26 protein-coding genes are annotated in these 24,377 nt (G+C 73.9%); 10 read left to right on the forward strand and 16 right to left on the reverse strand.

The window, feature by feature from the left end; genetic code table 11:
• Nucleotides 1–43: 43 nt before the first annotated feature.
• From ACFXMG_RS08140 to ACFXMG_RS08180, 9 genes are all read right to left on the reverse strand, one after another.
• Nucleotides 44–1,744, reverse strand: a complete 1,701-nt coding sequence (locus ACFXMG_RS08140) for a GH3 auxin-responsive promoter family protein (RefSeq protein WP_383820424.1) — start codon at nucleotides 1,742–1,744, stop codon at nucleotides 44–46.
• Nucleotides 1,741–2,370, reverse strand: a complete 630-nt coding sequence (locus tag ACFXMG_RS08145; protein WP_383820427.1) for a dTMP kinase — start codon at nucleotides 2,368–2,370, stop codon at nucleotides 1,741–1,743. Before ACFXMG_RS08145 ends, ACFXMG_RS08140 begins: the two co-directional genes overlap by 4 nt.
• Nucleotides 2,367–3,047, reverse strand: coding sequence for an HAD family hydrolase (locus ACFXMG_RS08150; protein ID WP_383820429.1), 681 nt, complete (start codon nucleotides 3,045–3,047; stop codon nucleotides 2,367–2,369). Before ACFXMG_RS08150 ends, ACFXMG_RS08145 begins: the two co-directional genes overlap by 4 nt.
• Before the next feature lie 80 nt (nucleotides 3,048–3,127).
• Nucleotides 3,128–3,973 (reverse strand): AfsA-related hotdog domain-containing protein, encoded by an 846-nt coding sequence (locus ACFXMG_RS08155; RefSeq protein ID WP_383820432.1) that lies wholly within the window; start codon nucleotides 3,971–3,973, stop codon nucleotides 3,128–3,130.
• A gap of 139 nt (nucleotides 3,974–4,112) precedes the next feature.
• A complete protein-coding gene (locus tag ACFXMG_RS08160; protein ID WP_383820435.1) occupies nucleotides 4,113–4,331 on the reverse strand; it encodes a 4-oxalocrotonate tautomerase family protein in 219 nt (72 codons plus the stop codon).
• Between the two features lie 92 nt (nucleotides 4,332–4,423).
• Nucleotides 4,424–5,326, reverse strand: coding sequence for a hypothetical protein (locus ACFXMG_RS08165; protein ID WP_383820438.1), 903 nt, complete (start codon nucleotides 5,324–5,326; stop codon nucleotides 4,424–4,426).
• Nucleotides 5,319–5,939 (reverse strand): hypothetical protein, encoded by a 621-nt coding sequence (locus ACFXMG_RS08170; protein ID WP_383820440.1) that lies wholly within the window; start codon nucleotides 5,937–5,939, stop codon nucleotides 5,319–5,321. The genes ACFXMG_RS08165 and ACFXMG_RS08170 overlap by 8 nt, the downstream gene beginning before the upstream one ends.
• A 107-nt stretch (nucleotides 5,940–6,046) precedes the next feature.
• Nucleotides 6,047–6,289 (reverse strand): acyl carrier protein, encoded by a 243-nt coding sequence (locus tag ACFXMG_RS08175; protein WP_383820443.1) that lies wholly within the window; start codon nucleotides 6,287–6,289, stop codon nucleotides 6,047–6,049.
• 170 nt (nucleotides 6,290–6,459) lie between these two features.
• The gene (locus tag ACFXMG_RS08180; RefSeq protein ID WP_383820446.1) at nucleotides 6,460–7,320 is read right to left on the reverse strand and encodes a helix-turn-helix transcriptional regulator; all 861 of its coding nucleotides are present in this window, start codon (nucleotides 7,318–7,320) and stop codon (nucleotides 6,460–6,462) included.
• A 172-nt stretch (nucleotides 7,321–7,492) separates the two neighbouring features.
• Here ACFXMG_RS08180 and ACFXMG_RS08185 point away from each other — a divergent pair, with 172 nt between their 5' ends.
• The 4 genes from ACFXMG_RS08185 to ACFXMG_RS08200 all read left to right on the forward strand — a co-directional run bounded on the left by ACFXMG_RS08185 (nucleotide 7,493) and on the right by ACFXMG_RS08200 (nucleotide 11,242).
• A complete protein-coding gene (locus tag ACFXMG_RS08185) occupies nucleotides 7,493–8,242 on the forward strand; it encodes a thioesterase II family protein (protein WP_383820448.1) in 750 nt (249 codons plus the stop codon).
• Between the two features lie 79 nt (nucleotides 8,243–8,321).
• Entirely contained in the window at nucleotides 8,322–9,140 is an 819-nt protein-coding gene (locus ACFXMG_RS08190; RefSeq protein WP_383820451.1) for a helix-turn-helix transcriptional regulator, read from the forward strand.
• Between the two features lie 326 nt (nucleotides 9,141–9,466).
• Complete coding sequence (locus ACFXMG_RS08195) at nucleotides 9,467–10,480, forward strand: beta-ketoacyl-ACP synthase III (RefSeq protein ID WP_383820453.1); 1,014 nt, start codon at nucleotides 9,467–9,469, stop codon at nucleotides 10,478–10,480.
• Nucleotides 10,481–10,522: 42 nt separating this feature from the next.
• A complete protein-coding gene (locus ACFXMG_RS08200; RefSeq protein WP_383820518.1) occupies nucleotides 10,523–11,242 on the forward strand; it encodes an NADPH-dependent F420 reductase in 720 nt (239 codons plus the stop codon).
• Nucleotides 11,243–11,323: 81 nt separating this feature from the next.
• On the opposite strand, the gene ACFXMG_RS08205 is transcribed toward ACFXMG_RS08200, so the two are convergent.
• The gene (locus ACFXMG_RS08205) at nucleotides 11,324–12,505 is read right to left on the reverse strand and encodes an acyltransferase family protein (RefSeq protein ID WP_383820456.1); all 1,182 of its coding nucleotides are present in this window, start codon (nucleotides 12,503–12,505) and stop codon (nucleotides 11,324–11,326) included.
• 524 nt (nucleotides 12,506–13,029) lie between these two features.
• Here ACFXMG_RS08205 and ACFXMG_RS08210 point away from each other — a divergent pair.
• The 4 genes from ACFXMG_RS08210 to ACFXMG_RS08225 all read left to right on the forward strand — a co-directional run bounded on the left by ACFXMG_RS08210 (nucleotide 13,030) and on the right by ACFXMG_RS08225 (nucleotide 16,293).
• On the forward strand, nucleotides 13,030–14,298 hold the full coding sequence (locus tag ACFXMG_RS08210) for an MFS transporter (RefSeq protein WP_383820458.1): 1,269 nt from the start codon (nucleotides 13,030–13,032) through the stop codon (nucleotides 14,296–14,298).
• Nucleotides 14,299–14,493: 195 nt separating this feature from the next.
• Entirely contained in the window at nucleotides 14,494–15,132 is a 639-nt protein-coding gene (locus tag ACFXMG_RS08215) for an NADH oxidase (protein WP_383820460.1), read from the forward strand.
• Nucleotides 15,133–15,258: 126 nt separating this feature from the next.
• Nucleotides 15,259–15,765: a flavin reductase family protein gene (locus ACFXMG_RS08220; RefSeq protein ID WP_383820462.1), complete on the forward strand. Its 507-nt coding sequence runs from the start codon at nucleotides 15,259–15,261 to the stop codon at nucleotides 15,763–15,765.
• A 105-nt stretch (nucleotides 15,766–15,870) separates the two neighbouring features.
• The gene (locus ACFXMG_RS08225) at nucleotides 15,871–16,293 is read left to right on the forward strand and encodes a nuclear transport factor 2 family protein (RefSeq protein ID WP_383820466.1); all 423 of its coding nucleotides are present in this window, start codon (nucleotides 15,871–15,873) and stop codon (nucleotides 16,291–16,293) included.
• A gap of 55 nt (nucleotides 16,294–16,348) precedes the next feature.
• On the opposite strand, the gene ACFXMG_RS08230 is transcribed toward ACFXMG_RS08225, so the two are convergent.
• The 6 genes from ACFXMG_RS08230 to ACFXMG_RS08255 form a co-directional block, all read right to left on the reverse strand.
• The gene (locus tag ACFXMG_RS08230) at nucleotides 16,349–17,155 is read right to left on the reverse strand and encodes a BTAD domain-containing putative transcriptional regulator (protein WP_383820469.1); all 807 of its coding nucleotides are present in this window, start codon (nucleotides 17,153–17,155) and stop codon (nucleotides 16,349–16,351) included.
• Between the two features lie 138 nt (nucleotides 17,156–17,293).
• On the reverse strand, nucleotides 17,294–18,280 hold the full coding sequence (locus ACFXMG_RS08235; RefSeq protein ID WP_383820472.1) for an aldo/keto reductase: 987 nt from the start codon (nucleotides 18,278–18,280) through the stop codon (nucleotides 17,294–17,296).
• 82 nt (nucleotides 18,281–18,362) lie between these two features.
• Entirely contained in the window at nucleotides 18,363–19,559 is a 1,197-nt protein-coding gene (locus ACFXMG_RS08240; RefSeq protein ID WP_383820475.1) for a hydrolase, read from the reverse strand.
• Between the two features lie 103 nt (nucleotides 19,560–19,662).
• Nucleotides 19,663–20,100 (reverse strand): hypothetical protein, encoded by a 438-nt coding sequence (locus ACFXMG_RS08245; protein ID WP_383820478.1) that lies wholly within the window; start codon nucleotides 20,098–20,100, stop codon nucleotides 19,663–19,665.
• Nucleotides 20,101–20,247: 147 nt separating this feature from the next.
• On the reverse strand, nucleotides 20,248–20,991 hold the full coding sequence (locus tag ACFXMG_RS08250; RefSeq protein ID WP_383820481.1) for an SDR family oxidoreductase: 744 nt from the start codon (nucleotides 20,989–20,991) through the stop codon (nucleotides 20,248–20,250).
• Nucleotides 20,992–21,138: 147 nt separating this feature from the next.
• Nucleotides 21,139–22,161: a Gfo/Idh/MocA family protein gene (locus ACFXMG_RS08255; RefSeq protein ID WP_383820483.1), complete on the reverse strand. Its 1,023-nt coding sequence runs from the start codon at nucleotides 22,159–22,161 to the stop codon at nucleotides 21,139–21,141.
• A 78-nt stretch (nucleotides 22,162–22,239) separates the two neighbouring features.
• On the opposite strand from ACFXMG_RS08255, the gene ACFXMG_RS08260 reads away from it, so the two are divergent.
• A complete protein-coding gene (locus tag ACFXMG_RS08260) occupies nucleotides 22,240–23,544 on the forward strand; it encodes a Bcr/CflA family multidrug efflux MFS transporter (RefSeq protein WP_383820521.1) in 1,305 nt (434 codons plus the stop codon).
• Between the two features lie 15 nt (nucleotides 23,545–23,559).
• Nucleotides 23,560–24,012 (forward strand): hemerythrin domain-containing protein, encoded by a 453-nt coding sequence (locus tag ACFXMG_RS08265; protein ID WP_383820485.1) that lies wholly within the window; start codon nucleotides 23,560–23,562, stop codon nucleotides 24,010–24,012.
• The last annotated feature ends 365 nt before the right edge of the window (nucleotides 24,013–24,377 follow it).

Below are 24,377 nucleotides of genomic sequence, written 5' to 3' on the forward strand. Positions count from 1 at the left end.
GGGGTGGGAGAGGTCTCGTGTACGGGGGTCGCGCGGGGGCCGGTCAGACGGCCGGTGCGCCGGTCAGGCGCGTCCACCGCGTCCCGTCCGTCTCGAACAGGCGGTCCTTCGCCTGGGCCGGGCGGACGCCGGAGGCGACCGTGTCGGACCAGGCGCGGGCGAACGCGTCGGCGTCCAGGAGCCGTACGGCCGGCGCGGCGAGCCGTCCGGCCGAGCGCGCGTGGGCGTACGGAGCGGAGGCGGCCGCCAGGGACCGGTCCAGCGCCTCGCCGAAGCGTTCCGTCTCGGTGGTGCTCCACGGCGTCGTGGGGGCGACGGCGAAGACGTGGCGGGGGACGCCGCCGGGGCCCGGCTCGGCCCGGCAGGACACGTTCCGCAGCCCGAGCCCGCCCGACTCCAGGGCGGCCCGCACGGCCCGGACGACCTCGGCGTCCCGCAGCCGCTCGCCCGCCGCGTCCAGCCGGCCGGCCCGGCCCGCGTACTCCAGCCTCGGCAGCCCGCCGGCCCGGTCCACCACCCGCACCACGTCCCCGCCCGCGTACCGGTACAGGCCGCCGACGTGGCTGAACAGCACGTGGTAGTCGCGGCCCGCCTCCACCTCGTGCGCGAGCAGCGTCTCCGCGCCGGGGCCGAGGTCCCGCTCGGCCGGGACGAACTCGTACAGCGAGGCCGAGGCGACCAGGCTGCCCGCCGACGCGTGCCGGTCGAGCGCCACGGCCACCGGACCCTCCGAGGCGGCCACCGGCGCCGGCAGCACCGTGACCCCGGCGCCGAACTCCTCCCGCAACGCGGGCAGGTACAGCGACGCCACCCCGCTCGACCAGCAGAACAGCACCCGCATCCGGGGCCACACGTGCGCCGGGCGCACGGTCCCGAAGTAGGCGGCGAGCCGCTCCAGTTCGGCCGCCCGGCGCGGGTCGGGCGCGCCGTACGGCACCCCGCCGAGGGTCCCGTCGCGGACCTCCCGCACGATCCGGGGCCACCACAGGTTCAGCTGGTACGGGACGGCCGCGACCATCGCCGGGTTGATGCCGATCACACAGCGCACGTCGCTCTGCACCGCCAGACGCAGCCGCAGGTACGCCCGCTCCAGGTGGTCCGCCGGGTCGGTGGCGACCGGCAGCACCGCCCACGGGGCGCCGGTGCCGGGCTCGGCCGCCAGCGGCTCCCCGAACCGGGCGCCGAGGTCCACCTGGCTGGCGCCCACGTGCGGACGCCCGTCGCCCGTCACCGGCGGCGCGGCCGGCGGGTCGTGCTTGAGGTTGAGCACGGCGTCCGGCCGCTCCAGCACCTCGGGGAAGTGCTCGGCGAGCGGGGCCCAGGCCGCGAAGTAGAACGGCATGAACGTGGTGCGCATGAAGCGGGGCGTCACCGGAATCTTCTTGTGCGCCCCGGTGCTGCCGCTGCTGGTGAAGTACAGCTCGGGGGCGTCGGCCGTGAGCAGACCGCGCTCGCCGGCCGCCGTCCGCTCGATCAGCGCGGCGTGGCTCGCGTAGTCGCCCACCGGCACGGCCCGCCGGAAGTCGTCCACCGTCCGCAGCCCGCCGAAGCCGTGCTCGCGGCCGAACGCGGTTTCGGCGTTGAACTCCAGCAGGTCCGCGAGGACCCGCTCCTGCGCCCCGCGCGGGTCGGCGTGGTCGGCGGTCAGCCCGGCGCGGGCGGCGAACACCCGCGCCCGGTAGCGGTCGGCGTGCCCGGGGGAGTGCCAGCCGGAGCGGGCCGGGGCGTCCGTGGCCGCGGTCACCGGGTCAGCGCCTTCCGTACGGCCTCGGTCGCGTGCTCGGGGTCGGGCTGCTCCGGCACCAGCTCCACCGGCAGCTCCCGCACCTCCTCCAGCATCAGCTTCCGCAGGGTCCGCTGGTACTGCTCGAAACCGGCCCGGTCGGCCGCCTCCGGCCCGTGCTCCAGGAGGTTCACCGTGCCGCCCGCGTCCCGGCGGTGCCAGGCCGCCTCCGGCGAGACGTCGAGGAAGACGACGCCGTCGGGCCGCGGGAAGGAGCGCCACCAGGAGTAGATGCGGCGGTCGGGGGAGTCCGCCATCCGGCACTTCGCGAGGATCTTGTAGTAGTACGAGTCCATCAGCACGGGCGCGTCGGGGTCGCCGGCCCGTAACTGGTCGCGCAGGTGCACCACGGCCGTCTGGAGCAGGCTGGCCATCAGGTCCGCCGAATAGGCCGTGCCGAGCCCCGGCAGCAGCCGCTCGTGCAGCTCGCGCCGCAGCCGGGGGATGAGCGCGTGCTCGGGCGCCACGAACGGCCCGTCGGTGGACAGCAGCCGCCAGCCGGGGAGCAGCGGCCCGAGCCGCCGCATCACCGTGGACTTCCCGGCCCCGTCGGGGCCGAGGAGCACATGGAACCGGCGCCCGCTCATCGGGCGTGGACCGGGTCGCAGGCGCCGGCCAGGGCGCGGCGCAGCTCCTCGTCGTCTCCGACGGCCACCGGGTGGCCGACGAGCTCCAGCATCGGCAGGTCGGAGAGGTGGTCCCCGTAGGCGTAGCAGTCGGCCGGGTCGACACCGGGCCGGGAGGCCAGCAGGTCGCGCACGGCGTCCCGCTTGCCGTCGCCGATGACGGGGGTGGTGACCTCGCCGGTGTAGCGGCCGTCGGCGATCAGCGGCCGGGTGCACAGCACCGTGTCCGCCCCGACCTCACGGGCCACCGGTTCGAGCAGCGGCGGGAAGGAGCCGGAGACCAGGACGACGCTCGCGCCGGCCGCCCGGTGGTCGCGCAGCGCCTGGAGGGTGGGCTCGATCCAGAACCCGCGGGTGGTGGTGGTCCGTTCGGCGAACCAGTCGTCCGCGAGCGCGGCGATCGCGGCCACCGACTCGCCGGCGTAGTGGCCGTAGTAGAAGCGGTTGATCTCCTCGCGCGGCACGTGCTCGGCGCTGCGCCGCCGGACCGTGGCCATGATCCGCTCGTACTCCTCCTCGCCCGCCTGCCCGTGGCGGCGGACCAGTTGGTACTGGAGGAAGTCGAACATGCTCTTGACCGAGATCAGCGTCTCGTCGACGTCGCTGAAGACCGTGTAGGGGCGTGGTGTGGCGGACATGTCGGGGGCTCCATGCGGGGAGGGCGGGCGGCCTGGCGTACGGGCGGGGCCGGCGGTGCGGGTCGGGCCGGCGGTACGGGTCACGGGGTGCGGGCCCCGGCCGGCACGGGGAGTCCGGCGGTGGCGGCGGCGGCCGCCGCGAGCGTCATGCCGTCCTCCAGGGAGCGCTGGGCCGCCCGCGTCTCCTTGGTGTGCGAGATCCGGGTGTCGAAGGCGGTGAACCGGACCTCCATCTCCACCGCGTCCGCGCCGCCCTGGCTCAGCGCGAGCGCGCAGTGGAAGGAGGTGCGGGTGGGGTGCGGGGCGTGGTGCGCGAGGACGGTGCAGCGGACCTGGGCGGGCAGCGGGAAGAGGAAGTTGCGGTAGCGGGTGGAGAAGGTGTCGATGACGAAGTAGCGGCTGCCGACCGCATCGGCCGGCAGGTACGCCTCCTCGGCGACCGCGATGAACATCTGCCGGCCGGCCTCCATGGCGAGCATGCCCTGCATGTGCTGGCCGGTGAGGTGGTCGGACATGACCTCGTTGCCCGCGTCGACCAGCAGGTCGGACTCGAAGACGTCGGTGCCGGCCGCGCGGGGACGGGAGATCAGCACGTTCTCCAGCCGGTGCTTGTGGGCCAGTTCGCGGCCGGCGCGGCCGTGCAGCACCCGGTCGTCGACGACGACCCGGTCCGCCAGGCCGTGCCGGCGCAGGGTGTCGCGGACGTACTCGACGTCGAAGAGGGAGACGCCCTGGCCCGGCGTCATCCGTATCCCGGCCGCGCCGCCCACGCCGTCCCCGCCGGGGAAGGCGCCGCTCCTGATCCGCCCCACCAGCTGGGAGACGGTGTGGACGCCCTCGTGGCGGGCGAACTCGGCGAACACGTCGCCGACGAGGAAGTGCACGCCCGGCTGGGCCTCGGTGACGTCGGCTGATTCCTGGGTCATGACGGCGGGACCTTTCCCGTTCGGCGGCGAGGGGGCGGTGCTTCGGGGGTTCGGGTTGTTCGGGTTGCTCGGGTTGATCGGGCGCGGGGTGGGGCGACGGCCTCCGGCGGGCGGGGGACGGCCGCCGGAGGCCGCCGGGTCATTCGGTGGTGCGGCGGCTCAGCTCGGGGAACTTCGGGTCGCTGCCCAGCGCCCCGCCCTCGGCCCAGCGGTGCCGGGGCACCTCCTGGATGTAGACGGTGATCTTGTCCAGGGGTGCTCCGGTGACCCGGCGGACGGTCCGGGTCAGCTCCTCCAGGAGCTCCTGGGCCTGGGCGTCGTCCTGGCCCTCCCAGGTCGTGACGGAGATGATGGGCATGACGGGCCTCTCTCGGGCTTCTCGAAGGCGGTACGAGTACGAGTACGGGTGGGGGGTGCGGGTGGGGACGGGTACGTGCGGCGGCGGGTCCGTCAGGGCCGGCCGGGCCCGTGCGTCCGCAGCTCCTGGAAGGCGGGGCCGCGGAGCTTGAGGTGGGCGTGGATGTCGCCGCCGAGCCCGAACTCGCCGATGGCGCCGCCGTAGCTGCGCTGGTAGCTCATCCACAGCACGACCACGTTGACGATCCGGTTGGCGCCGGGCAGCTCCGGGTCCGGGAACGGGTCCGGCAGGGTCGCGTGGTAACTGCCGGAACCCTCGCGGTCGGTGACGAACACGTTCGGCACCCCGAGCGGGCCCGGCCGGGTCGGCCCCGACGGGTCCAGGTCATGGGCCCGCAGCGACATCACCGTGTAGACGCTGTCCGGCACCAGACGGGAGAAGGAGAAGTCGAAGGTCCCGGACCGGCCGTCCGCCGTGACCCCGGCGGTCACCGTCCCGCTCGCCCGCATCCACGCGCCGAACGTCACCGGCTCCACCACCTTGGGCCCGTCCTCCGGCCGCAGGTCCGGTATCGGCACCTGGTGGAAGGCGTGACGCGGCCGCACCACCGAGGCGGCGTCCGGAAGTTGGTCCGGCGCGAACACCATCGGGTAGTTGTTGCAGGGCAGCGGCAGCGGCAGGGTGTGCAGGACCATGTCCCGGTCGGCGCCGTCCGGGTCGGTGTCCAGCTCCCGGACGACCGTGTACGGGGCGAGGGAGCCGAACGGGGGGACGGGGCTCTCCGGGGAGACCACCGCCGCGCCCCACTCCGGCACCGCCCCGCCCGCCTGGCCGGGCCGGTTGATCACGCCGACGACGACGAAGTCGCCGTTCCCGTCCATGACCTCGCTCGGCGGGTACAGCGGACCCTGCGTCGTGAGCGCCAGCTCGTGGGTCACGCTACGGCCCGGGGTCGCGCCGGACACCGGGGCGGGCGCCTCGGCGGTCTCAGACATCGGCGCGCTTGTACACGCGGGTGTACAGGCCGCTCTCGCCGCCCACGATGTAGCGGTCGCCCGCCTGCTGCACGATGTCCTGGTACTTCGGCGAGGTGAACACGGCCTGGTAGGCGGCCGGTTCGGCGGAGAAGCCGGAGACGAACATGACGCCCGGCTCGCTGCTGACGAGCGAGTGGTAGGCGAGGAAGACCTCCACCTCCGCCGCGCCCCGCACGACCTCGAAGATGGTGTTCTCGCGCCACTCGCGGTACGCCGCGTACTCCTTCGGCTTGACCTCGATGTGGCGCAGCTGGACGTACGGGGTGGTGGGCACCGGCTCCGCGGTGTCCTTGGGCGCCTCGACGAACTCCAGGAGATGGCGCCGGAAGTCGGTGACCAGGTCCTCCGACACGGAGTCCCAGAGCTTGCGCCAGCCCGCGTTCAGACCGGCCAGCTCCGCGGGGTCCGCGACGGGCGTGATCTCCAGGAGGTTGTCGTCGTCCAGGCTGCGGTACAGCGCGCGGCCGGCCACCGGCTCCTTGCCGTTCAGCGCGGCCCACTCCGCGAGGACGTGGTCGGCCCGGCCGGGGGCCGCGGCGACCTCGTTGAGGACGAGGAGAGTGGAAGACATGGTGGTTCCTCTCGATGGAAGTGATGGAAGTGATGGAAGTGAATGAAGCGGTGTGGGGGGGTTCTGAAGGGGGGTGGGGGGATCCGCGGGGCGGGCCGTGCGGCGCGTCAGACGACGGGGACGCCCTTGCCGGCGAGCACCGCGGCGGCCTCCGCCACCGTCTGCTCGGGGACCAGCTCACCCATCTCGATCGCGATGCCGAAGGACTTCTGGAGCCGAAGCGCCAGCTCCTCCAGCAGCAGCGAGTCGATCTCCATCGCCTCGAAGGTGGTGTCCGGGGTGACGGTCGACGTGTCGACGTCCAATTCCCCCAGGACCACGATGATCCGACTGACGGTCGAATTTTCCATTGCCTGCTCCGTGACTCGACGAGAACTGACTCGACCAGAAGTGACTCGACCAGAACTGACTGGACCGATTGTTGAATTCATCATCGGAGGCGGAAACGGGGTGTGGAAGTGTCTCCTGATCGGGGTGGTGGGAACACCACCCCGATCGGCGGATCAGGAAACGGGCCCCGTCAGGCCGCTTCGGAACGCGCCCCGGCCATTTCCCGCGCCCGTTCCGCCGTACTCGCCGCCGGCCGCGCGATGTACAGCGTCAGGAGCGACTCCGGGCGCTCCGGCACCCGCATCACCACCCGGTCGAAGACCCGCACCCCGGAGTGCGGATGGACGATCCGGCGGGTGCTCTGGTCCGGCCCGACGACCTCGTGGCTGTCCCACAGCGAGGCGAACCGCGGGCTCGTCCCGCTCAGCCGCTCCGCGATCCGGCCGAACTCCGGATCCTCCGGGAACCGCGCCGACTGCGCGCGGAACTGCGCCACCAGGCCCTGCCCCACCTCGTCCGCGTCCGGGTACTTGGCCCGCGCGGACGGGTCGGTGAAGAACTTCACCACGCAGTGGTCGCCCCGCGCCTCCATCCGGAACAGCGCCCGCGCCGACCTGCTGGCCAGCTCCACCCGCCCGTAACGGTCGGTGATGTAGGCCGGGTTGTACGACCAGCCCTCGACGAGCGCCTGGAGCCGGGCGGGCGCCCCGTCCCCGAGCCGGGCCCCCGGCCGCGGCGGCGGGTTGTGACCGGCCAGCCGGTAGAAGTAGTCCCGCTCGGCGTCCTCCAGGCGCAGCGCGTTGCCGACCGCGTTGACGATGCCCTCGGACACGTTGATGTCCCGCCCCTGTTCGAGCCACGTGTACCAGGACACCCCCACCCCGGCCAGCGCCGCCACCTCCTCCCGGCGCAGCCCCGGTGTCCGCCTGCGTTCCGCCTTCACCAGGCCGACCTCCTCGGGCGTGATGCGCTCCCGGCGGGCCCGCAGGAAATGCCGGAGGCGCGTCCGGCGCAGAAGTCCGGATGTCCGGGGGGATTCCGTCGTCCGCATGTCTCGACCTCTTTCTTCCGCTCTCGCCCGACCTCGGCGAGGCAATTCGGGGACGTGTTCCGGAGAGGGGAAGGGGCGTGCTCCGTCGCGCGTCCCTCCTTTCGGTGGTGGTGTCACCACCCCTTTTCGCAGACACTGCCTCCCGGCGTGACGGGACGGCAGAATGCCTTCCATGCGCCTGTTCTGTTTCCACCACGCCGGCGGCAGCGCCTGGTCCTTCGCGGGCTGGGGCCAGTGGCTCGGCTCCGCCGTGGACGTCGTGCCGGTGGCCATGCCCCCGAGGGCGCCGGCCGCCGACGGGGTGCCGGGCGCGGTCGGCACGATGGACGCCCTGGTGTGCGAGGTGACACGGCAGCTCACTCCCTCCCTCGACGGGCCCTACGCCTTCTACGGCCACAGCATGGGATCGCTGGTCGCCTACGGTGTGGCGCAGCGGCACCTCGCCGCGGGCGGCCGCCCGCCCGAGTGCTTCGTGGCCGGGGCCCACCGCGCGCCGCACGTGCCGACCGCGTCCGGCCTGACCGTAGAGCCGACCGATGGCGCCAGCCTGGAGCTGTTGTTGGGCCTCGGTGGAGCGGGCCGCCTGCTGCGCGAGAACCCGTCGCGGACGAGGGCCGTCGCGGGCCGGCTGCGGGACGACCTGCACGTCGCCGGCACCTACCGGCACCCGGAACCCGCGCCGCCGCCGCTGCCCTGCCCCGTACACGTCCTGCACGGCGACGACGACCCGCTGGTGTCCGCGGCGGCCGCGCGGGCCTGGCGGCGGCACGCCGGGGCCGGGTTCTCCTTCCGGTCCCTGCCCGGCGGCCACTTCTTCCACCGCGACGACAAGGAACGGTTCTTCGCCGAACTCGGCCGGATCCTCGCCCTCCACACCCCGTCCGCCCCGAGCCGCCCGCTGCCCACCCCGGGCAAGGGGTGACCCAGGCCGGCGGCCGGTCCTGACGGGGTGTGATCCCCGTCGCTGACAGTTCCGCGTGCGTGACCTACCGTCCAGCACCATGGACGTCACGCTCTTAGGCACCGGTGGCAACAAGAAGCGGCGCAGTCAGCTGACCCATTTCCTGCGCACCCGCCGCGCCGCGCTCTCCCCCGAGGAGGTCGGCCTCGCCACCACCGGCACCCGGGCCCGCGCCGGGCTCCGCCGCGAGGAGGTCGCCGTCCTGGCCGGGGTCAGCGCCTCCTGGTACGCGTGGCTGGAGCAGGGCCGCCCCATCAAGGTCTCCGACGGCGTCCTCGACGCGATCAGCGGCGCCCTGCGGCTGAGCGAGCTCGAACGCGTCCACCTGTACCGGCTCGCCGACGCCAACCCGCCGGCCCCGGTCTCCGCGCCCGCCCCGCCGGACTCCGAGGTCTTCCGGCGGCTCGTCGACGCGCAGACCCTCGGCCCCGCCTGCGTGATCGACCGCTACTGGGACGTCCTCGCCGCCAACGCCCCCGCCGCCGACGTGCTGCGCCTCGGCCGCGACGGCAACGCCAACTTCCTGACCAGCCTGTTCACCGGCACCCACGGCGAGCGGTACCGCGACCTGCCCGCGGTGGCCCGCCGGATGACCGCCCGCTTCCGCTTCCAGGCCGCGTACGGCCCCGACGACCCGCGCTACGAGCAGATCGCGGACGGACTCGCCCAGCGGCACTCCGGGTTCGCCGCGCTCTGGGACCGCCACGAGGTGGAGGAGCCGGTGCCCGCCCCCGTCGAACTCGCCCCGCCCGGCCGGGAAGCGCGCCCCTTCGTCCTGCTCACCATGGACCTGGCCGAGGCCGCCGGCACCCGCCTCCTCGTGTACACACCGCCGGGCCCCGACACCCCCCGCGACTGACCCGGCCCCCGCACAACTCCCGTCCCCTGTACGGCCCCAGGCCCCCGTACGGCCCGCAGGGTGGTGGTGCCGCCACCAGTGCCGCCACCCACCGCGTCAGCACGGTCTGGAACGGCGCCGCCCGCCGCCGCACAATCGTCGTACGTTTCCGGGCCGCGCGGAGTACCCGTGCCGCCGCGCCGGGCCGCATCCGGTCGCCGCCCGTCCAGGGTCGCGCACCGCCGCCGCCCCCTCAGCTCGTTCGCCGCCCCCTCGCGGGCGGAGCGCGGCCCGTTCCAGCAACGCCGGTGACGGTGTCCCGCACCGGCCTTCCGAGGAGGCCCTCCTTGACGCAGCCCACCGCCGTCCTCACCGGGCTCGGGACCTTCGTCCCACCCAGGATCGTCACCAACGAGGAACTGTCCCTGACGATGGACACCTCCGACGAGTGGATCCGCACCCGGACGGGCATCACCCGCCGGCACTGGGCCGACCCCGGCACCGCCACCGGCGACCTCGCCGTCGCCGCGGGCGAACGGGCCCTGAAGTCGGCCGCCGTGACCGAGGTCGACCTGCTGATCGTCGCCACCACCACCCCCGACCACTCGTGCCCGGCCACCGCGCCCGACGTGGCCGCCCGCCTGGGTCTGGGGAACATCGCCGCCTACGACGTCGCCGCCGTGTGCAGCGGCTTCGTCTACGCGCTGGCCGCCGCCTCCGGCGCCCTCGCCGCCGGCATCGCCCGGCAGGTCCTGGTCATCGGCGCGGAGACGTACTCGCACATCCTCGACCCCGGGGACCGTACGACCTCCGTCATCTTCGGCGACGGCGCGGGCGCCGTCGTCCTGCGGGCCGGCGACCCGGCCGAACCGGGCGCCCTCCAGGGCTTCGACCTCGGCAGCGACGGCACCCTCAAGGACCTCATCGTCGTGCCCGGCGGCGGCTCGCGGCAGCGCGCCGCCGCGGCGGCCGACCCGGCCGCGCCCCCGGCCGACCCGTACTTCCGGATGCGGGGGCGGGAGGTGTTCCGGCATGCCGTGACGCGCATGGCGGACTCCTCGCGGGCGGTCCTGGACCGCACCGGGTGGGAGCCGGAATCGGTGGCCCGCTTCGTGGGCCACCAGGCCAACTCCCGGATCCTGCACGCCGTCGCCGACCAGCTCGGCATGGACCGGGAGCGGGTCGTGGTCAACCTGGACCGGGTGGGCAACACCTCGGCCGCCTCGATCCCGCTGGCCCTCGCCGACGCCGTCGAGGACGGTCTGCTCGCCCCGGGCGACCGGGTCCTGATGAGTGCCTTCGGCGGCGGTGTCACCTGGGGCTCGACCGCCCTGGTCTGGCCCGACGTCACCCCGCACTGACGCCCCGCCCCCCCGAGCACGAAGACGAGGCCCGTGAACGACATGACGAACGACACCACGAACGACATCACGCACGACGCCCCGAACGACACCACGCACGAGGGCGCGAACCAGGCGGCCGAGGGCGAGAAGGCGCTGTCCGTCGCCGTCCTCGGCGCCGGCAACATCGGCCGCCCGCTCGGCTGCCACTGGACCGCCGCCGGGCACACCGTGACCTTCGGCTCCCGCGCGCCGGAGCGGCTCGCCGCCTTCACCGACCCCCTCGGCGAGCGGGCCACGGCCACCACCCACGCCGAGGCCGTGGCGGCGAGCGACATCGTCCTGCTCGCGGTCCCGCACCCGGCTCTCGGCGAGCTCCTGGACGGCCTCGGCGACCTGCTCGCCGGGAAGGTCGTCGTCGACGCCACCAGCCCCATCGGCGTCGGCGCCGACGGTCTGTTCGTCTCGGAGCTCGGCCCCGGCACCACCCAGGGGAGCTGGCTGGCCGAGCGGCTCCCCGGTACCGCGGTCGCCCGCGCCTTCACCCACTTCCCCGACGAACTGCTGTGGTCGCGCGGCACCGCCCAGCGCCACTTCTGGGGCATGGGCACGGCGTACGACGACCCCCGCGCCGGAAGGGCCGTGGAGCGGCTGGTCCTCGACGCGGGCTTCGTCCCGGTCCGGATCGGCGGCCTCGCCACCCCCGAACTCGACCCGGGCGGCGTCCTCTTCGGCTACGTCTCCACGCCGGCCGGGCTGCGCGCCGCCGCCGCGCGGGGCTGAGCCCCCGGCCGTACCGAAGGGGGCGTCTTCCCCGCCCCTCCCGGGTGGGGAAGACGCCCCCTTCACTCGTCCCCGCGCGGCTCAGCGCTCGGCCGCGACCCCGGGCGCCGGAGCCGGCACCTCCGCCACCGGCATCTCCGCCACCGGCGCCGGGGTGGCCGGCGGGGCGGGCTTGCGGCGCGGGTTCGACCAGCGCCGGGTGATCGGCCGTTCGACCAGGGCGTACAGCGCCCACGAGACCAGCAGCGAGACGGCGAGGAACACCACCATCAGGCCCGCCGCCTGCACCGGCGAGTAGGAGTCGCTCCCGAACAGCTTCCACACGGCGACCATCACCGTGTAGTGCACCAGGTAGAAGGCGAAGGACACGTCCCCGAGCCACACCATCACCCGGTTGCGGAAGAGGGTGAAGCGGCCCTCGTCGTCCGCGAGGGCGCCGGCGGCGATGAGCAGCGCGGCCGGGATGACGCAGACCGCGCGGGTCGAGTAGATCGGCGGGGTGAAGTAGCCCACCGCGTAGCTGACCGCGAGCAGCACGCCCGACCAGCCCATGCCGATGTTCCGCCACCGGCCGGCCATCACGGAGCGGGCGACGAGGATGCCGAGGAGGAAGTCCAGCACCCGGGGCAGCGGCAGGATGTAGGAGAAGAAGTACTGGTTGATCGAGGTGTCGGACTCGGTGTCCATCATCGCCGTGCCTGCCGGCACCAGCAGCTCCGAGAGGAGCGGGGTCGCGATGATCCCGGCGACGACGGCGACCACCCAGTGGTTGAGCCGGTGCGCCGGGATCTTCTTGGCGAGGTGGAACAGGGCGGGGAAGGCGAGGTAGAAGACCGCCTCGACGCCCAGGGACCAACCGGCCGGATTCACGCCGAAGTTGACCGCGAAGTCGGGGAACCACACCTGGATCATGAAGAGGTTGAGCAGTCCGGTCCGCAGGTCGGTGAACGGGGCCGCGAACACCACCATCGCCAGCGCCCAGACCAGCACGTAGTTGGGGACGATCTTCACGAAGCGGCGGCGCCAGAACCTCGGCGCGGTGTCGGTGTCCCGCGCCGACCAGGTCAGGACGAAGCCGCTCAGCACGAAGAAGAAGGTGACGCCCAGCGCGCCCGCGTGGGCGACCGCGTCGTAGTAGGTGACCGCGGCCGACTCGCTGTCCAGCCAGGGCACGCCGAGGAAGGGCAGCAGGGCCGCGTGGTAGAGCAGCACCACGAAGGCGGCGGGGAAGCGCAGGCCCGTGAGCGTGTCGAGACGCTTCACCCGGGCCCGCTCCGGCGCCGTTCCCACGGCCCCACGGCCGGTCGCTCGCAATTCGTCGGTCGACAATTCTCTGCTCCTTCGGGAAAGGGAGATCGGGAAGGGCCAAATGCGCCGGAAGGGAATTCGACGGAGACGCGGCCATCCGGCGGAGAACCGGACGGTCGCAAGCTACCGGACCGCGCGCGGGGTTATCGGGGTCAGTTCATCCGGTTGGTGACACCACCAGCCCCGCCCCCGCCACACCCCGTGTGAGCTGCGCGAACGCGATCCTCAGCCTGGTGGTACCACCACCAGCAGCGGGAGACACTTCCGCCCGCGGACGGGCTCGCGCGACAATGCCGCGGCGGGCCGATATCGGCGTCCCGCCGCCTTCGGGCGGTCCGGACCTCCGTGCGTCGCCCCGCCTCGCGGAAACCCTGCGGTACGTGGAGCAGGGGCCTTTCCCGTGTTCTTCCTGTGTCCTTTCCCGGGCCGCCCGCGAGCCGTTTCCACCACCCACCGGACCTCCACCCCCGGGAGCCACCATGTCCCCCAGCACGGCCCGCCAGAGCAGCGACCAGCCGGAGACCACGACCTCGCCGCCGGACCGGCCGGACACCCCGGGCGCCGCGCCGGCCGAGGGCGGGCACTCCTCGCTGCGCGGCTGGCTGGGTGTGGCCGGACTCGCCCTCGGCGTCTTCTCGTTCGTCACCACCGAGACCCTGCCCATCGGCCTGCTCCCGTCGATCGCCGACGGCACCTCGGTCTCGCTCGGCTCGGCGGGCTTCCTCGTCTCCGGCTTCGCGGCGCTCGCCGCCGTCACCGCCGCCCCGCTGACCGCCGTGACGGGCCGGGTCGACCGCAAGTGGCTGCTGGTCGGCCTGATGACCTTCTACGTGCTCGGCAACCTGCTGGCCGCCGTCGCCTCCAGCTACCCGGTGCTGCTCGCCGCCCGGCTCGTCGTCGCCCTCGCACACGGCGTGTTCTGGTCCATCGCGGTCTCCGTCGCCGTCCGGCTCGTGCCCGAGCGGCACGCGGTCCGCGCCACCGCCGTCGTCCTCGGCGGCATCTCCCTCGCCTCCGTCGCCGGCACCCCCCTCGGCACCGCGATCGGCCAGTCCGCGGGCTGGCACGCGGCCTTCGCCTGCGTCGCGGTCCTCGGGGTCCTCGTCCTCGTGATGAGCGCGCTGTTCATGCCCGCCCTCCCGGCGCGCGGCAGCGGCGACCTCTCGGCCCTCCTCCACGTGCTGCGCCACCGCGCGCTCAGGGTCGCGGTCGGTGTGACGGCGCTCGTCATGAGCGGCCACTTCCTGGCGTTTACCTACGTCGCCCCGTACCTGGAGAAGGTCACCGGCGTCCGCCCCTCCCTCGTCGGCGTGCTGCTGCTGGTCTTCGGTGTCGCCGGTCTGATCGGCAACTTCGCCGCCGGCGCGGTCGTCGGCCGCGCCCTGCTCGCGAGCCTCGCCGCCTGCACCGGACTGCTCGCGCTCGTCATGGTCGTGATGTTCGCCGGCGGCGCGAGCACCCCGCTGGTCGTCGCGATGCTGGTCGCCTGGGGCCTGGTGTACGCGGCGCTGCCGGTCGCGCTCCAGACCTGGGTGATCCGGCTCGTCCCCGAGGAGAGCGAGGCCGCGTCCTCGCTGTACGTGGCGGCCTTCAACGGGGCCATCGGCGTGGGCTCGTTCATCGGCGGCCTGGTCGTCGACGCCTCCGGACCGCGCTGGGCGATGCCCGCGGCGGGCGCCTTCGCCCTCGCCGCCATGCTCGTCGTGACCGTCTTCGGCCGGAACGGCAAGCGGGCACAGCAGATCTGACGAAACGTCACGAAGAATCCCACTCTCCGGCGGCGCCGCGTCCCCCGCGGCGCCGCCGGCGTGCGGGCGTCTTACGCGTTCGTAAAACCGGACGTGAATATTTCACGCCCACGACATGGCGTAGTGCCTGTGGCGGAACCCGGGCGTGCCCGCATACTCGACGAATCCCTCGGCACGGAAGAAGGGGTCCGACACATGCAGGGTACGAGCGGGGACGCCCGTACGCTCCACCTCTGGTCACTGGCCGAGGACGTGAGCGTCGAGCAGGATCCCCGCGGCGACGTGCTGTTCCTCACCAGTCGCTGGGGCCGGGACCGCATCGACCGCCCGGGCCCCGTCGTGCGCGAGGTGCTGCGCAGGATGGAGCTCGGACCCGTCCTCCTCGGGAACGCGATGAGCGGCGTCGAGGACCTGTGCCACCACACCCTGCCCGTCCTGGCCCGGCTCTCGCACCTGGTGGTCCGCACCCTCGGCCTGGACGACCTGAAGGGCCCGCTGCTCTCGCTCCTGCCGGCCTCCTCCTCCACCACCCCCCTGGTCCTGCTCCGGCCGTTCGGCGAACGCCGTATACGGCTGCCGCAGGACGTCGGCTTCAGCGTCGCCGAGCCCGGATCGGGGTGTGTCATGGAGCACGACGACTGCCCCTACCGGGTCGTCCTGCACCGGCCGGAGGCCGCGTGGGTGGCGATGACGCTGGCGTGGCCGACGACGCTGACCGCCGTCTCGCACGCCCTGCCGCTGCCGCCGAAGGTGACCCGGGACATCGTCGGCTACCTGGCCGCCGCCAGTCTGGTGACACCCGTCCACCGGGCCGAGGACGGCGAACCCGCCTGACGGGGCGCGGCGGCGATTCGCCGTCCGCCGCGATCGTGTCGCTCTCCAGGTGCTTTCAAGCCAGTTCGCCGAGGGTCGGACCCTACGACGGGAACAGTCCCTGTCCGAACCGACGGAGTGGACACCATGCTCGACGCAGACAGCTTCCGCAGGGTCTTCGGAACCTTTCCCACGCCGGTCGCGATCGTCACCGCCCGGGGCGAGGACGGCGCGCCGCGCGGCTTCACGTGCAACGCCTTCTCCGCCGTCTCGGCCGCGCCACCGCTGCTCCTGGTCTGTGTCGGCAAGGAGTCCCGTACGCTCCCCGCGATGCTCTCCTCCGGCGCGTTCGCGCTGAACTTCGTCGCCCACCACGGCCGGGGCGCGGCCCGGCTCTTCGCAGGGAAGACGCCCGACAAGTTCGCCGCGGTGGAGTGGCGTCCCGGCTGGGCCGGCGCCCCGGTCCTCGCCCAGGACGCGGTCGGCTACGCGGGCTGCTCGCTGGTGCGGACCGAGGAGGCCGGCGACCACCTGCTGGTGTTCGGCCGGGTCGAGGAGAGCGAGACGTTCCCGGGCGACGCCACCCTCTACCAGCGCGGCGAGTTCGGTACGTGGGAGCCGGGCGCCGCCCGGCTCGCCGCGCCGACGGCCTGAGGCCGGGGTCCCGGCGGCACCCCGCCGGGACCCCAGGCGGGCTCCAGCCCTCCGGGCCATCGTGGCGGCGCAGACATCGCCCGACCCCCGCCCAGGAGGCCCTTCATGAGCTCGTCCGTCAGCACCGACCTCTACGTCCAGGTCCAGCAGTTCTACGCCCGCCAGACGCAGGCGCTGGACAACGGACGCTTCGAGGAGCACGCCGCCACCTTCACCGAGGACGGCAGCTTCTCCCTGGTGCCCGGAGAGGTGCCGGCCGTCGGCCGCGCGGGCATCCTCCAGGCGCTGCACGACTTCGCCAAGCAGTTCGAGAACGACCCGGTGCAGCTGCGCCACCACTTCAACCAGGTCCTGCTGGCCCGCCGGGACGACGGCGGCCTCTCCGCCACCGTCTACGCCCTGCTCGTGCAGACCCGCCCCGGCGGGGAGCCGGTGGTCGGCCCGAGCCTGGTCCTCCACGACGTCATCGACACCTCCGGTGCCGAACTCCTGCTCCGCTCGCGCGTCGTGACGTACGACCAGTCCTGACGCGCGACGTACCCGCAGCCCTGACGCGCGGCCCGGCCGGGCCGCGCGTCGACTCCTACGCGGAGAGCGCCTGCGGCACCGGCAGGGGCGACCCCAGGGGGCCGTCGTTGGCCAGCACCGCCCGGTGCAGCCGCTGGAGCCGCGGCGACGGCTCGACGCCCAGCTCCGTGATCAGCGCCTGACGCAGGCCCTGGAAGACCTCCAGGGCCCGCCACGGCTGCCCGGCCCGGTACAGGGCGGTCATCAGCTGGGCGGCGTGCGTCTCGTGCAGCGGCCGGCCGCTCACCAGCATCGACAGCTCCCCGACGAGCTCGGCGTGCCGGCCGAGGGCGAGGTCGGCGTCGATCCGCATCTCCAGCGCCCAGGCACGCTCCTCCTCCATCCCGATCACCTCCGTGCCGAGGATCTCCCCGACCGGTACGTCGGTCAGGGCGGGGCCGCGCCACAGCGCGAGGGCGCGGTGCAGGTGGCCGGCGGCGGCCGACGGGTCCCCGGCGGTCAGCGCCCGGCCGCCGAGGCGGGCCAGCCGCTGGAACTCGTCCCGGTCCAGCGAGAAGGTCTCCGGCGTGAGCCGGTAGCCGCCGTAGCAGGTCTCCAGGATGTCCTTGGCCCCGCGGCCCTGCCGCCGGGCTCCGGCCGCGTCGAGCTTCCGGCGCAGTTGCAGGATGTACGTCTGGAGGGTGTTGGCGGCGCTGCGGGGGATGGCGTCGCCCCACACCTCGGCCATGAGGGTGTCCACCTGGACGACCCGTCCCGCGCGGATGGCGAGCAGCGAGAGGATCTGGCGGGGCTTGCCCGCGGTGGGGACGACGGATGTCTGGTGCATGCGGGCTTCGAGCGGTCCGAGAACTCCGAATTCCATGCCGCGAGCATCGCAGTCGGCCGGCGGCCGGGAACAGTGAAGCCGGCACGGCCGGGCATGAAGATCTCATGTGCCCGGCCGTACCGGCGGTGCCTCCCGGGGGCCTCACGGGGCCCTCACGGGGCCGGAGGCCAGGTGTCAGCGGTTGACGAAGCTGAGTCCATTGGCGTCGTAGCGGGTGCCCGCGATCCGCTCCGGCGGCGCCGCCGCCTCGACGGCGGCCAGGTCCGCCGGGGACAGCGCGACCGACAGGGCCGCCAGGTTCTCGTCCAGGTACTGCCGCCGCCGGGTGCCGGGGATCGGCACGGTGTCGTCGCCGCGGTGCTGCACCCAGGCGAGCGCGAGCTGCCCGGCCGTGATGCCCTTCGCCTCGGCGAGCGCGGTCAGCGCGGCGACGACATCGAGGTTCCGCTCGCGGTTGCCGTCCGCGAAGCGCGGGTTGTGGCGCCGCACGTCGTCGGCCGCCAGCCCGTCCACCGACCGGTACCGCCCGGTGAGGAAGCCCCGGCCGAGCGGGGCGTACGGCACGAGGCCGACGCCCAGTTCGCGGCAGACCGGCAGGATCTCCGCCTCCAGGTCGCGGGACCACAGCGACCACTCGGTCTGGAGCGCCGCGATGGGGTGGGTGGCGTGCGCGCGCCGGATCGTGGCCGCGCCCGCCTCGGAGAGCCCCAGGTGGCGGACCTTCCCCTCCCGCACGAGCTCGGCCATGGCGCCCACGGTCTCCTCGATGGGCACGTCCGGGTCGACCCGGTGCTGGTAGTAGAGGTCGATGTGGTCGACGCCGAGCCGGCGCAGCGACGCCTCGCACGCCTCGCGTACGTACGCGGCGTCCCCGCGCACCCGGACCGGCTCGCCCAGCCGGCTCGCGAAGCCGAACTTGGTGGCCAGCACCACCTCGTCACGGCGTCCGGCGAGGGCCCGCCCGATCAGCTCCTCGTTGTGCCCGGAGCCGTAGTAGTCGGAGGTGTCCCAGAAGGCGACCCCCCGGTCGAGGGCGTGCAGCAGGGTGGCGACGGACCGGGCGTCGTCCCGGGCGCCGTAGCCGTGGCTCATGCCCATGCAGCCCAGGCCCTGCGCGGAGACCTCCAGCGAACCCAGCCGCCGGGTGGGGAGGGTGGTCATGACGGTGCCTTTCGGGGATCGGGAGCGCTCGGCGTCTCGACGCTAAGCGCTGGAGCGCACTCCATGGCAAGCCGGGAGCGGCTCACCGCCCGAACGGGCGGGAGGAGTAGAGCGCCGCGGCCGGGTCGAAGGCCAGCGCGATGTGGGTGGCCATGGAGTTGACGTCGCCCCAGATCCGCTGGAGCGGGCTGTCGATGCTCTGGCCGGAGGTGCCGGCGGTCGCGAACATCCCCTGCACGGCCTTGACCAGGAGCTCGGTCGACAGCGCGTAGTCGCGGACGTTGCGCGCGGTCTCCTCCTCGGTGATCCGGCCGCCCGCGTCCGCCGTCCGGGCCGCCCGGCCCAGCAGCAGCCCGGCGGCGTCGATCTCGCCGGAGGCGCGGGTCAGGACCGCCTCGTACGTGCTCCGCGCCGGCCCCGGCACCCCGGGCCGCCCGGCGCCCCGGGCCAGCCGGTCCCCGGTGTCGCCGGTCCACAGCCGCAGCGCCTCACGGGCGGCGCCCAGCGCGGCGGGGGCGCAGGACAGGCCGTTGACGGCCTGGATGGGGACGGTGTGGCAGGCGGCGTCCGAGGCGACGGGCCGGCCGTCGAAGAGCCGCCGCCGGTCCATGCTGCGGGCCTCGGGGACGAACAGGTCGTCGGTGATGAGGGTGTTGCTGCCGGTGCCGCGCATCCCGGCGCCGGCCCAGGTGTCCTTGATCTCGTAGGCGGCCCGGGGGATCGCGAAGACCCGCATGGCCGGCGGCGCGCCCTCGGGAGTGCCCGCGTCACGGGGGACGACGGCGCAGACCACGGCCCAGTCGGAGTGGTCGATCCCGCTGATGTACGCCCAGGAGCCGGAGAGCCGCCAGCCGCCCGGCGCCCGGACGGCCCGGCCGACGGGGGAGAGGGAGCCGACGACGAAGACGTCCGGCCCGGCGGCCCACACCTCGGCCCGGCCCTCCTCCGGCAGCAGCGCCGCCATCCGGGCGAGGCTGGAGGCGACCGAGGCGCACCAGGCGGTCGCCGCGCACCCCTCGGCGAGGGTGGCGACCGCCTCGGCGAACTCCTCGAAGGTGCCCTCGGTGCCGCCGTGCGCGGCGGGCACGAAGTGCCGGGCGAAGCCCGCGAGGAGCATCCGCTCGGCGACGTCGGGCGTGAGCCTGCGCCGCTCCTCGGCGCTCCTGGCCCGGGTCCGGGCGAGTCCGGTCAGTTCCGCCGCCCGTGCGGTGAGCCCGGTGTCCCGGAGGGTGCGCGGGGCCGTGGTGGTCGGCGTGTCCGGCGTGGTCTGGGTGAGCATCCTGCCTCCTGGGTGACGCACCTCTGCTGGCGGGTCCGACCCTGGGCCACGGCGCTGGACGGCGGGTGGGGCTCACCTGGAGCGGGCGGCGGCGGGGGGCCGGTCAGTTCAGGAGTTCGACCGTCCAGTGCGGGGCGCGGTCGTCGGTGCGGATCACGACCGGCTTCGGGTCAGGACCCGGTTCCTCGAAGAGGTCCCGGCCGAGGGCGAACCCGCCCCGCGTGAGCACGTACGTGCCGCTCCGCAGCTCCCCGGCCGAGGCGACCGTCACCATCCCGCGCGGCGTGACCTGCTGGAGGCGCCAGACGGAGGAGGGGGAGGCGTCGGGGCGGACGAGGGCGGGGGCGCGGACGGTGCCGGGGGCGGTGAGGGTGTCCACGGTGCCCTGGACGGTGAGCCGGAAGCCGCCGTCGGCGGCGCCGACCGCCCAGGCGGCGGCCCACCGTTCCCCGTCGTCGGGGAAGGCCACCGCCCGCCCGTGGAGGGCGCCGACCGGGGCGCCCTTCGCGTACAGCCTGACGATCCGTTCACCGGTGGACATGGTGCCTCCAGGAAGTGCGGGGAAGACGGGGGAACAGCGGGAAGGGCACCGATACTGCCCCGCCCTCCCGGCTCCGCCCCGGAGGCGGACGGGACGCTCGCCCGACTGGCCCAGCCGCCGTTGCCCCCGGGTCCCGGGTCCCCGGGCTCAGCCGCGGCCGATGTACGGCATCGTCGTCGCCATCACCGTCGCGAACTGGACGTTCGCCTCCAGGGGGAGGGCCGCCATGTGGACCACCGTGGCCGCCGCGTCCGCCGCGTCCATCACCGGTTCCGGTGCGAGGTCGCCGTTGGCCTGGAGGATGCCGGACTGCATGCGGGCGGTCATGTCGGTGGCGGCGTTGCCGATGTCGATCTGACCGCAGGCGACGCGGTACGGGCGCCCGTCCAGCGACAGGGACTTCGTCAGGCCCGTCATCGCGTGCTTCGTGGCGGTGTACGCGATCGAGTGCGGGCGCGGCACATGGGCGGAGATCGAACCGTTGTTGATGATGCGACCGCCCTGCGGGGACTGCTCCTTCATGGCCCGGAAGGCGGCCTGGGCGCAGAGGAAGGCGCCCGTGAGGTTGACGTCGACGACCGCGCGCCAGGTCTCGTAGGACAGCTCCTCGACCGGGGTGCCGCCGCCCGCGAACGTACCCGCGTTGTTGAAGAGCAGGTCGACGCGGCCGAAGCGGGCGCGTACCGCGTCGAAGAGGGCGGTCACCGCCTCCGGTGACGTCACGTCGGTCGGGACGCACAGCGTCCGGCCGGCGGGCAGGCCCTCCGCCGACTCCTCCAGGGGGGCGAGGCGCCGGCCCGCGAGGGCCACCGTCCAGCCCGCCTCCGCGAGCGCGCGCGCCACGCTCCGGCCGATGCCCGAACCCGCTCCCGTCACCACTGCGACGCCCATGCCGAACCCACCTTCCAGCTCCGTGTCGCCCCCGGCCGGGCAGCGTACGCCAGACGCGTGCCCTATGAACTCACCCGTCCGACCCCTGGATGACCTGTCCCCGACAAGGCGATGTCGCCCTGGGCGAGGAACCCCGCTCCGCCGGGCTCACGCCCGCGTGAGCTCCTGCGGATAGCGGACGCCGACGCGGGCCCGTACCGCGTCGAGCGTCCGCATCACCGCGAGGGTGCCGTCCAGCGGGACCAGCGGCGACTCCGTCTCGCCGGTCCGCAGGCAGCGCATCACCTCGGCGGCCTCGTGCCGCAGCGAGTGCGGGTCGTCCGTGTTCACGAACTCCTCCGGCTCGGCGCCGTCGCGCACCAGCGTGAACCGCTCCGGGAAGAAGAAGCCGCGCGGCACGTCGATCCGGCCCTTCGTGCCCGTCACCGAGGCGGTCAGCGGGGTGTCCGCCTCCAGCGAGCAGGACAGCAGCGCCGAGGCGCCGGAGTCCCAGCCCAGCAGCATGCCCGTGTTCAGGTCGACGCCCTCGGGGGAGATCCGCGCGTGCGCCTGCACCGAGTCCGGCTCCCCGAGCAGCAGGTACGCGAACGACACCGGGTACACGCCCAGGTCGAGCAGCGCCCCGCCGCCGACCGCCGGGTCCCGCAGCCGGTGGCCCGGATCGAAGGGACCGGCGAGCCCGAAGTCGGCCTGAACGGTCCGTACGTCCCCGATGGCGCCGTCCCGGACCAGCGCGGCGAGCCGGCGGATCAGCGGGTTGCAGTACATCCACATGGCCTCCATGAGGAAGAGACCGCGGTCCCGGGCGAGCGCGGCCAGCTCCTCCGCCTCCCGGGCGTTCAGCGTGAACGCCTTCTCGCAGAGGACCGCCTTCCCCGCCTCCAGGGCGCGGCCGGCCGCCTCGCGGTGGGCGTGGTGCGGGGTCGCGACGTAGACGACGTCCACGTCCGGGTCGGCGAAGAGCCCGTCCCAGCCCCCGTACGCCCGCGCGATCCCGAACCGGTCCGCGAAGGCGCGCGCCGACGCCTCGGTACGGGACGCCACCGCCACCACCTCGGCGCCGTCCAGCCCCGCCAGGTCCGCCGCGAACCGCTCGGCGATCCCGCCGGTCGCGAGAACGCCCCACCGTATGCCGTCGCTCGTGATGCCGTCGCTCATGCCGTCGCTCATGTCGTGCCACCCCACAGGTTTCGACCAGTCCGACCGAGCTGAGAGCATAGGCAAGGTTTCAACGAAATGGAGCAGTCGATGCCGGAGAGCGGCCAGAAATCAACACAAGGCAACATACCCGGACCCTCCCCGGCGACTGCCCCCGTTCCCACCCCCGTTCCCGGGGCCGCGCGGCGGGTCGGGCTGCTCGTCACCCTCGTGCTCGGCGGGCTCACCGCGCTCCCGCCGCTGTCCATGGACATGTACCTGCCGGCGCTGCCGGAGGTCACCCGCTCGCTGGCCGCCCCCGCGGCCACCGTCCAGCTCACCCTCACCGCCTGCCTCGCCGGCATGGCCCTCGGGCAGCTCGTCGTCGGCCCCATGAGCGACAAGTGGGGCCGCCGCCGGCCGCTCCTCGTCGGCATGGTCGTCTACGTCCTCGCCACCGCCGTCTGCGCCTTCGCGCCCACCGCCGAGCTGCTCATCGCCTTCCGTCTCCTCCAGGGGCTCGCCGGCGCCGCCGGCATCGTCATCGCCCGTGCCGTCGTCCGCGACCTCTACGACGGCGTCGAGATGGCCCGTTTCTTCTCCACGCTCATGCTGATCTCCGGCGTCGCGCCGATCATCGCGCCGCTGATCGGCGGGCAGATCCTCCAGATCACCGACTGGCGGGGCGTCTTCCACGTCCTCGCCGTCATCGGCGTCCTGCTCACCGCCGTCGTCTGGCGCTTCCTCCACGAGACCCTGCCCCCGGAGAAGCGCCAGGAGGGCGGCGTAGGCCAGGCCCTGCGCACCATGCGCGGCCTCCTCGCCGACCGCGTCTTCACCGGCTACATGCTGGCCGGCGGGCTCGCCTTCGCCGCGCTCTTCGCCTACATCTCCGCCTCCCCCTTCGTCGTGCAGGAGATCTACGGCGCCTCGCCGCAGACCTTCAGCCTGCTCTTCGGGCTCAACTCCATCGGGCTCGTCGCCGTCGGCCAGATCAACGGCAAGCTGCTCGTCGGCCGGGTCAGCCTCGACAAGGCGCTCGGATGGGGCCTGTCCGTGATCCTGCTCGCCTCGGTGGCGCTGCTCCTGATGACCACCGGGGTCTTCGGCGAGGTGGGTCTTGTCCCGATCGCGGCGGGGCTCTTCGTCCTGATGTCCGCGATGGGCCTGGCGATGCCGAACACGAACGCGCAGGCGCTGATGCGGACCCCGCACGCGGCGGGCTCCGCGTCCGCGCTGCTCGGCACGTCGTCGTTCCTCATCGGCGCGGTCGCCTCGCCGCTCGTCGGCATCGCGGGGGAGCGGACCGCGGTGCCCATGGCCGTCGTCCAGCTCGTGTGCGCGGTCGCCGCGCTCGCCTGCTTCCTGCTGTTGTGCCGGCCCTGGCGCGTCGGCCGGGAGAACGCCGGCGCCTGATGTGACGATCCCGGGATGTGCCACTACTGCGGTTGCCGCGACATCCCGCTGATCAAGGAGTTCATCGCCGAGCACGAGGCCGTGACGAACCTCGGCGGCGACGCGGTCCGCGCCCTCGACGCGGGGGACCGCGAACGGGCGGCCCTCCTCGCCGCCGAGATGGCGGTCCTGCTGCGGCGGCACTGGGCGGGCGAGGAGGCGGGCCTCTTCCGCGTCATGTCCGAGAACGAGGAGTACGCGGCGTACGTGGCGGCCCTCGTAGCGGAGCACCGCGAACTGAACGCGTTCCTGGAGGCCCTGGACCTGTCCGACGAGGAGCAGCGCGTCGCCTTCGCTCAGGCGGTAGAAGACCTCCACGACCACATCGCAAAAGAGGAAGACGGCCTCTTCCCCGCCTCCCTGACAGAACTAACCGGCCCCCAATGGACCCAAGCAATGACCGCCTGGCAATCCCTCCAAACCCCCTAACCCCGCCCTACGCGACGGCACCCCGGGCCCGCACCCGCTCCCTCGTGCCGGCGCCCCATGCCGCACCCCCACACGCGCCCGCGCCCACGGGCCGGCGCCCGGCCGCACCCCCGCGCGTGCCCGCGCCCTCGGGACGGCGCCCCCCCTTCGCCGCACCTCCGTGTGGGCATGCGTCCGGAGACCCACCCCCGCCCCCCACCCCCGTGTGGGCAGGCGTCCCGCAGGGCGGGACGGGTGGGCACACGGGACGGTGCCCCTTGCCGGGCCTAGGCTTCCGCGCCTGAACCCGCACCGGATGTACGACGCGGTACTGGTGCGGGTCAGGGACGTGTGCGGAGGCACCCGCGGAGGGTGCCGTTCCGTTG

The organism is Streptomyces sp. NPDC059201 (genome assembly GCF_042754585.1).
In the GTDB taxonomy this organism is placed as follows: Bacteria; Actinomycetota; Actinomycetes; order Streptomycetales; family Streptomycetaceae; genus Streptomyces.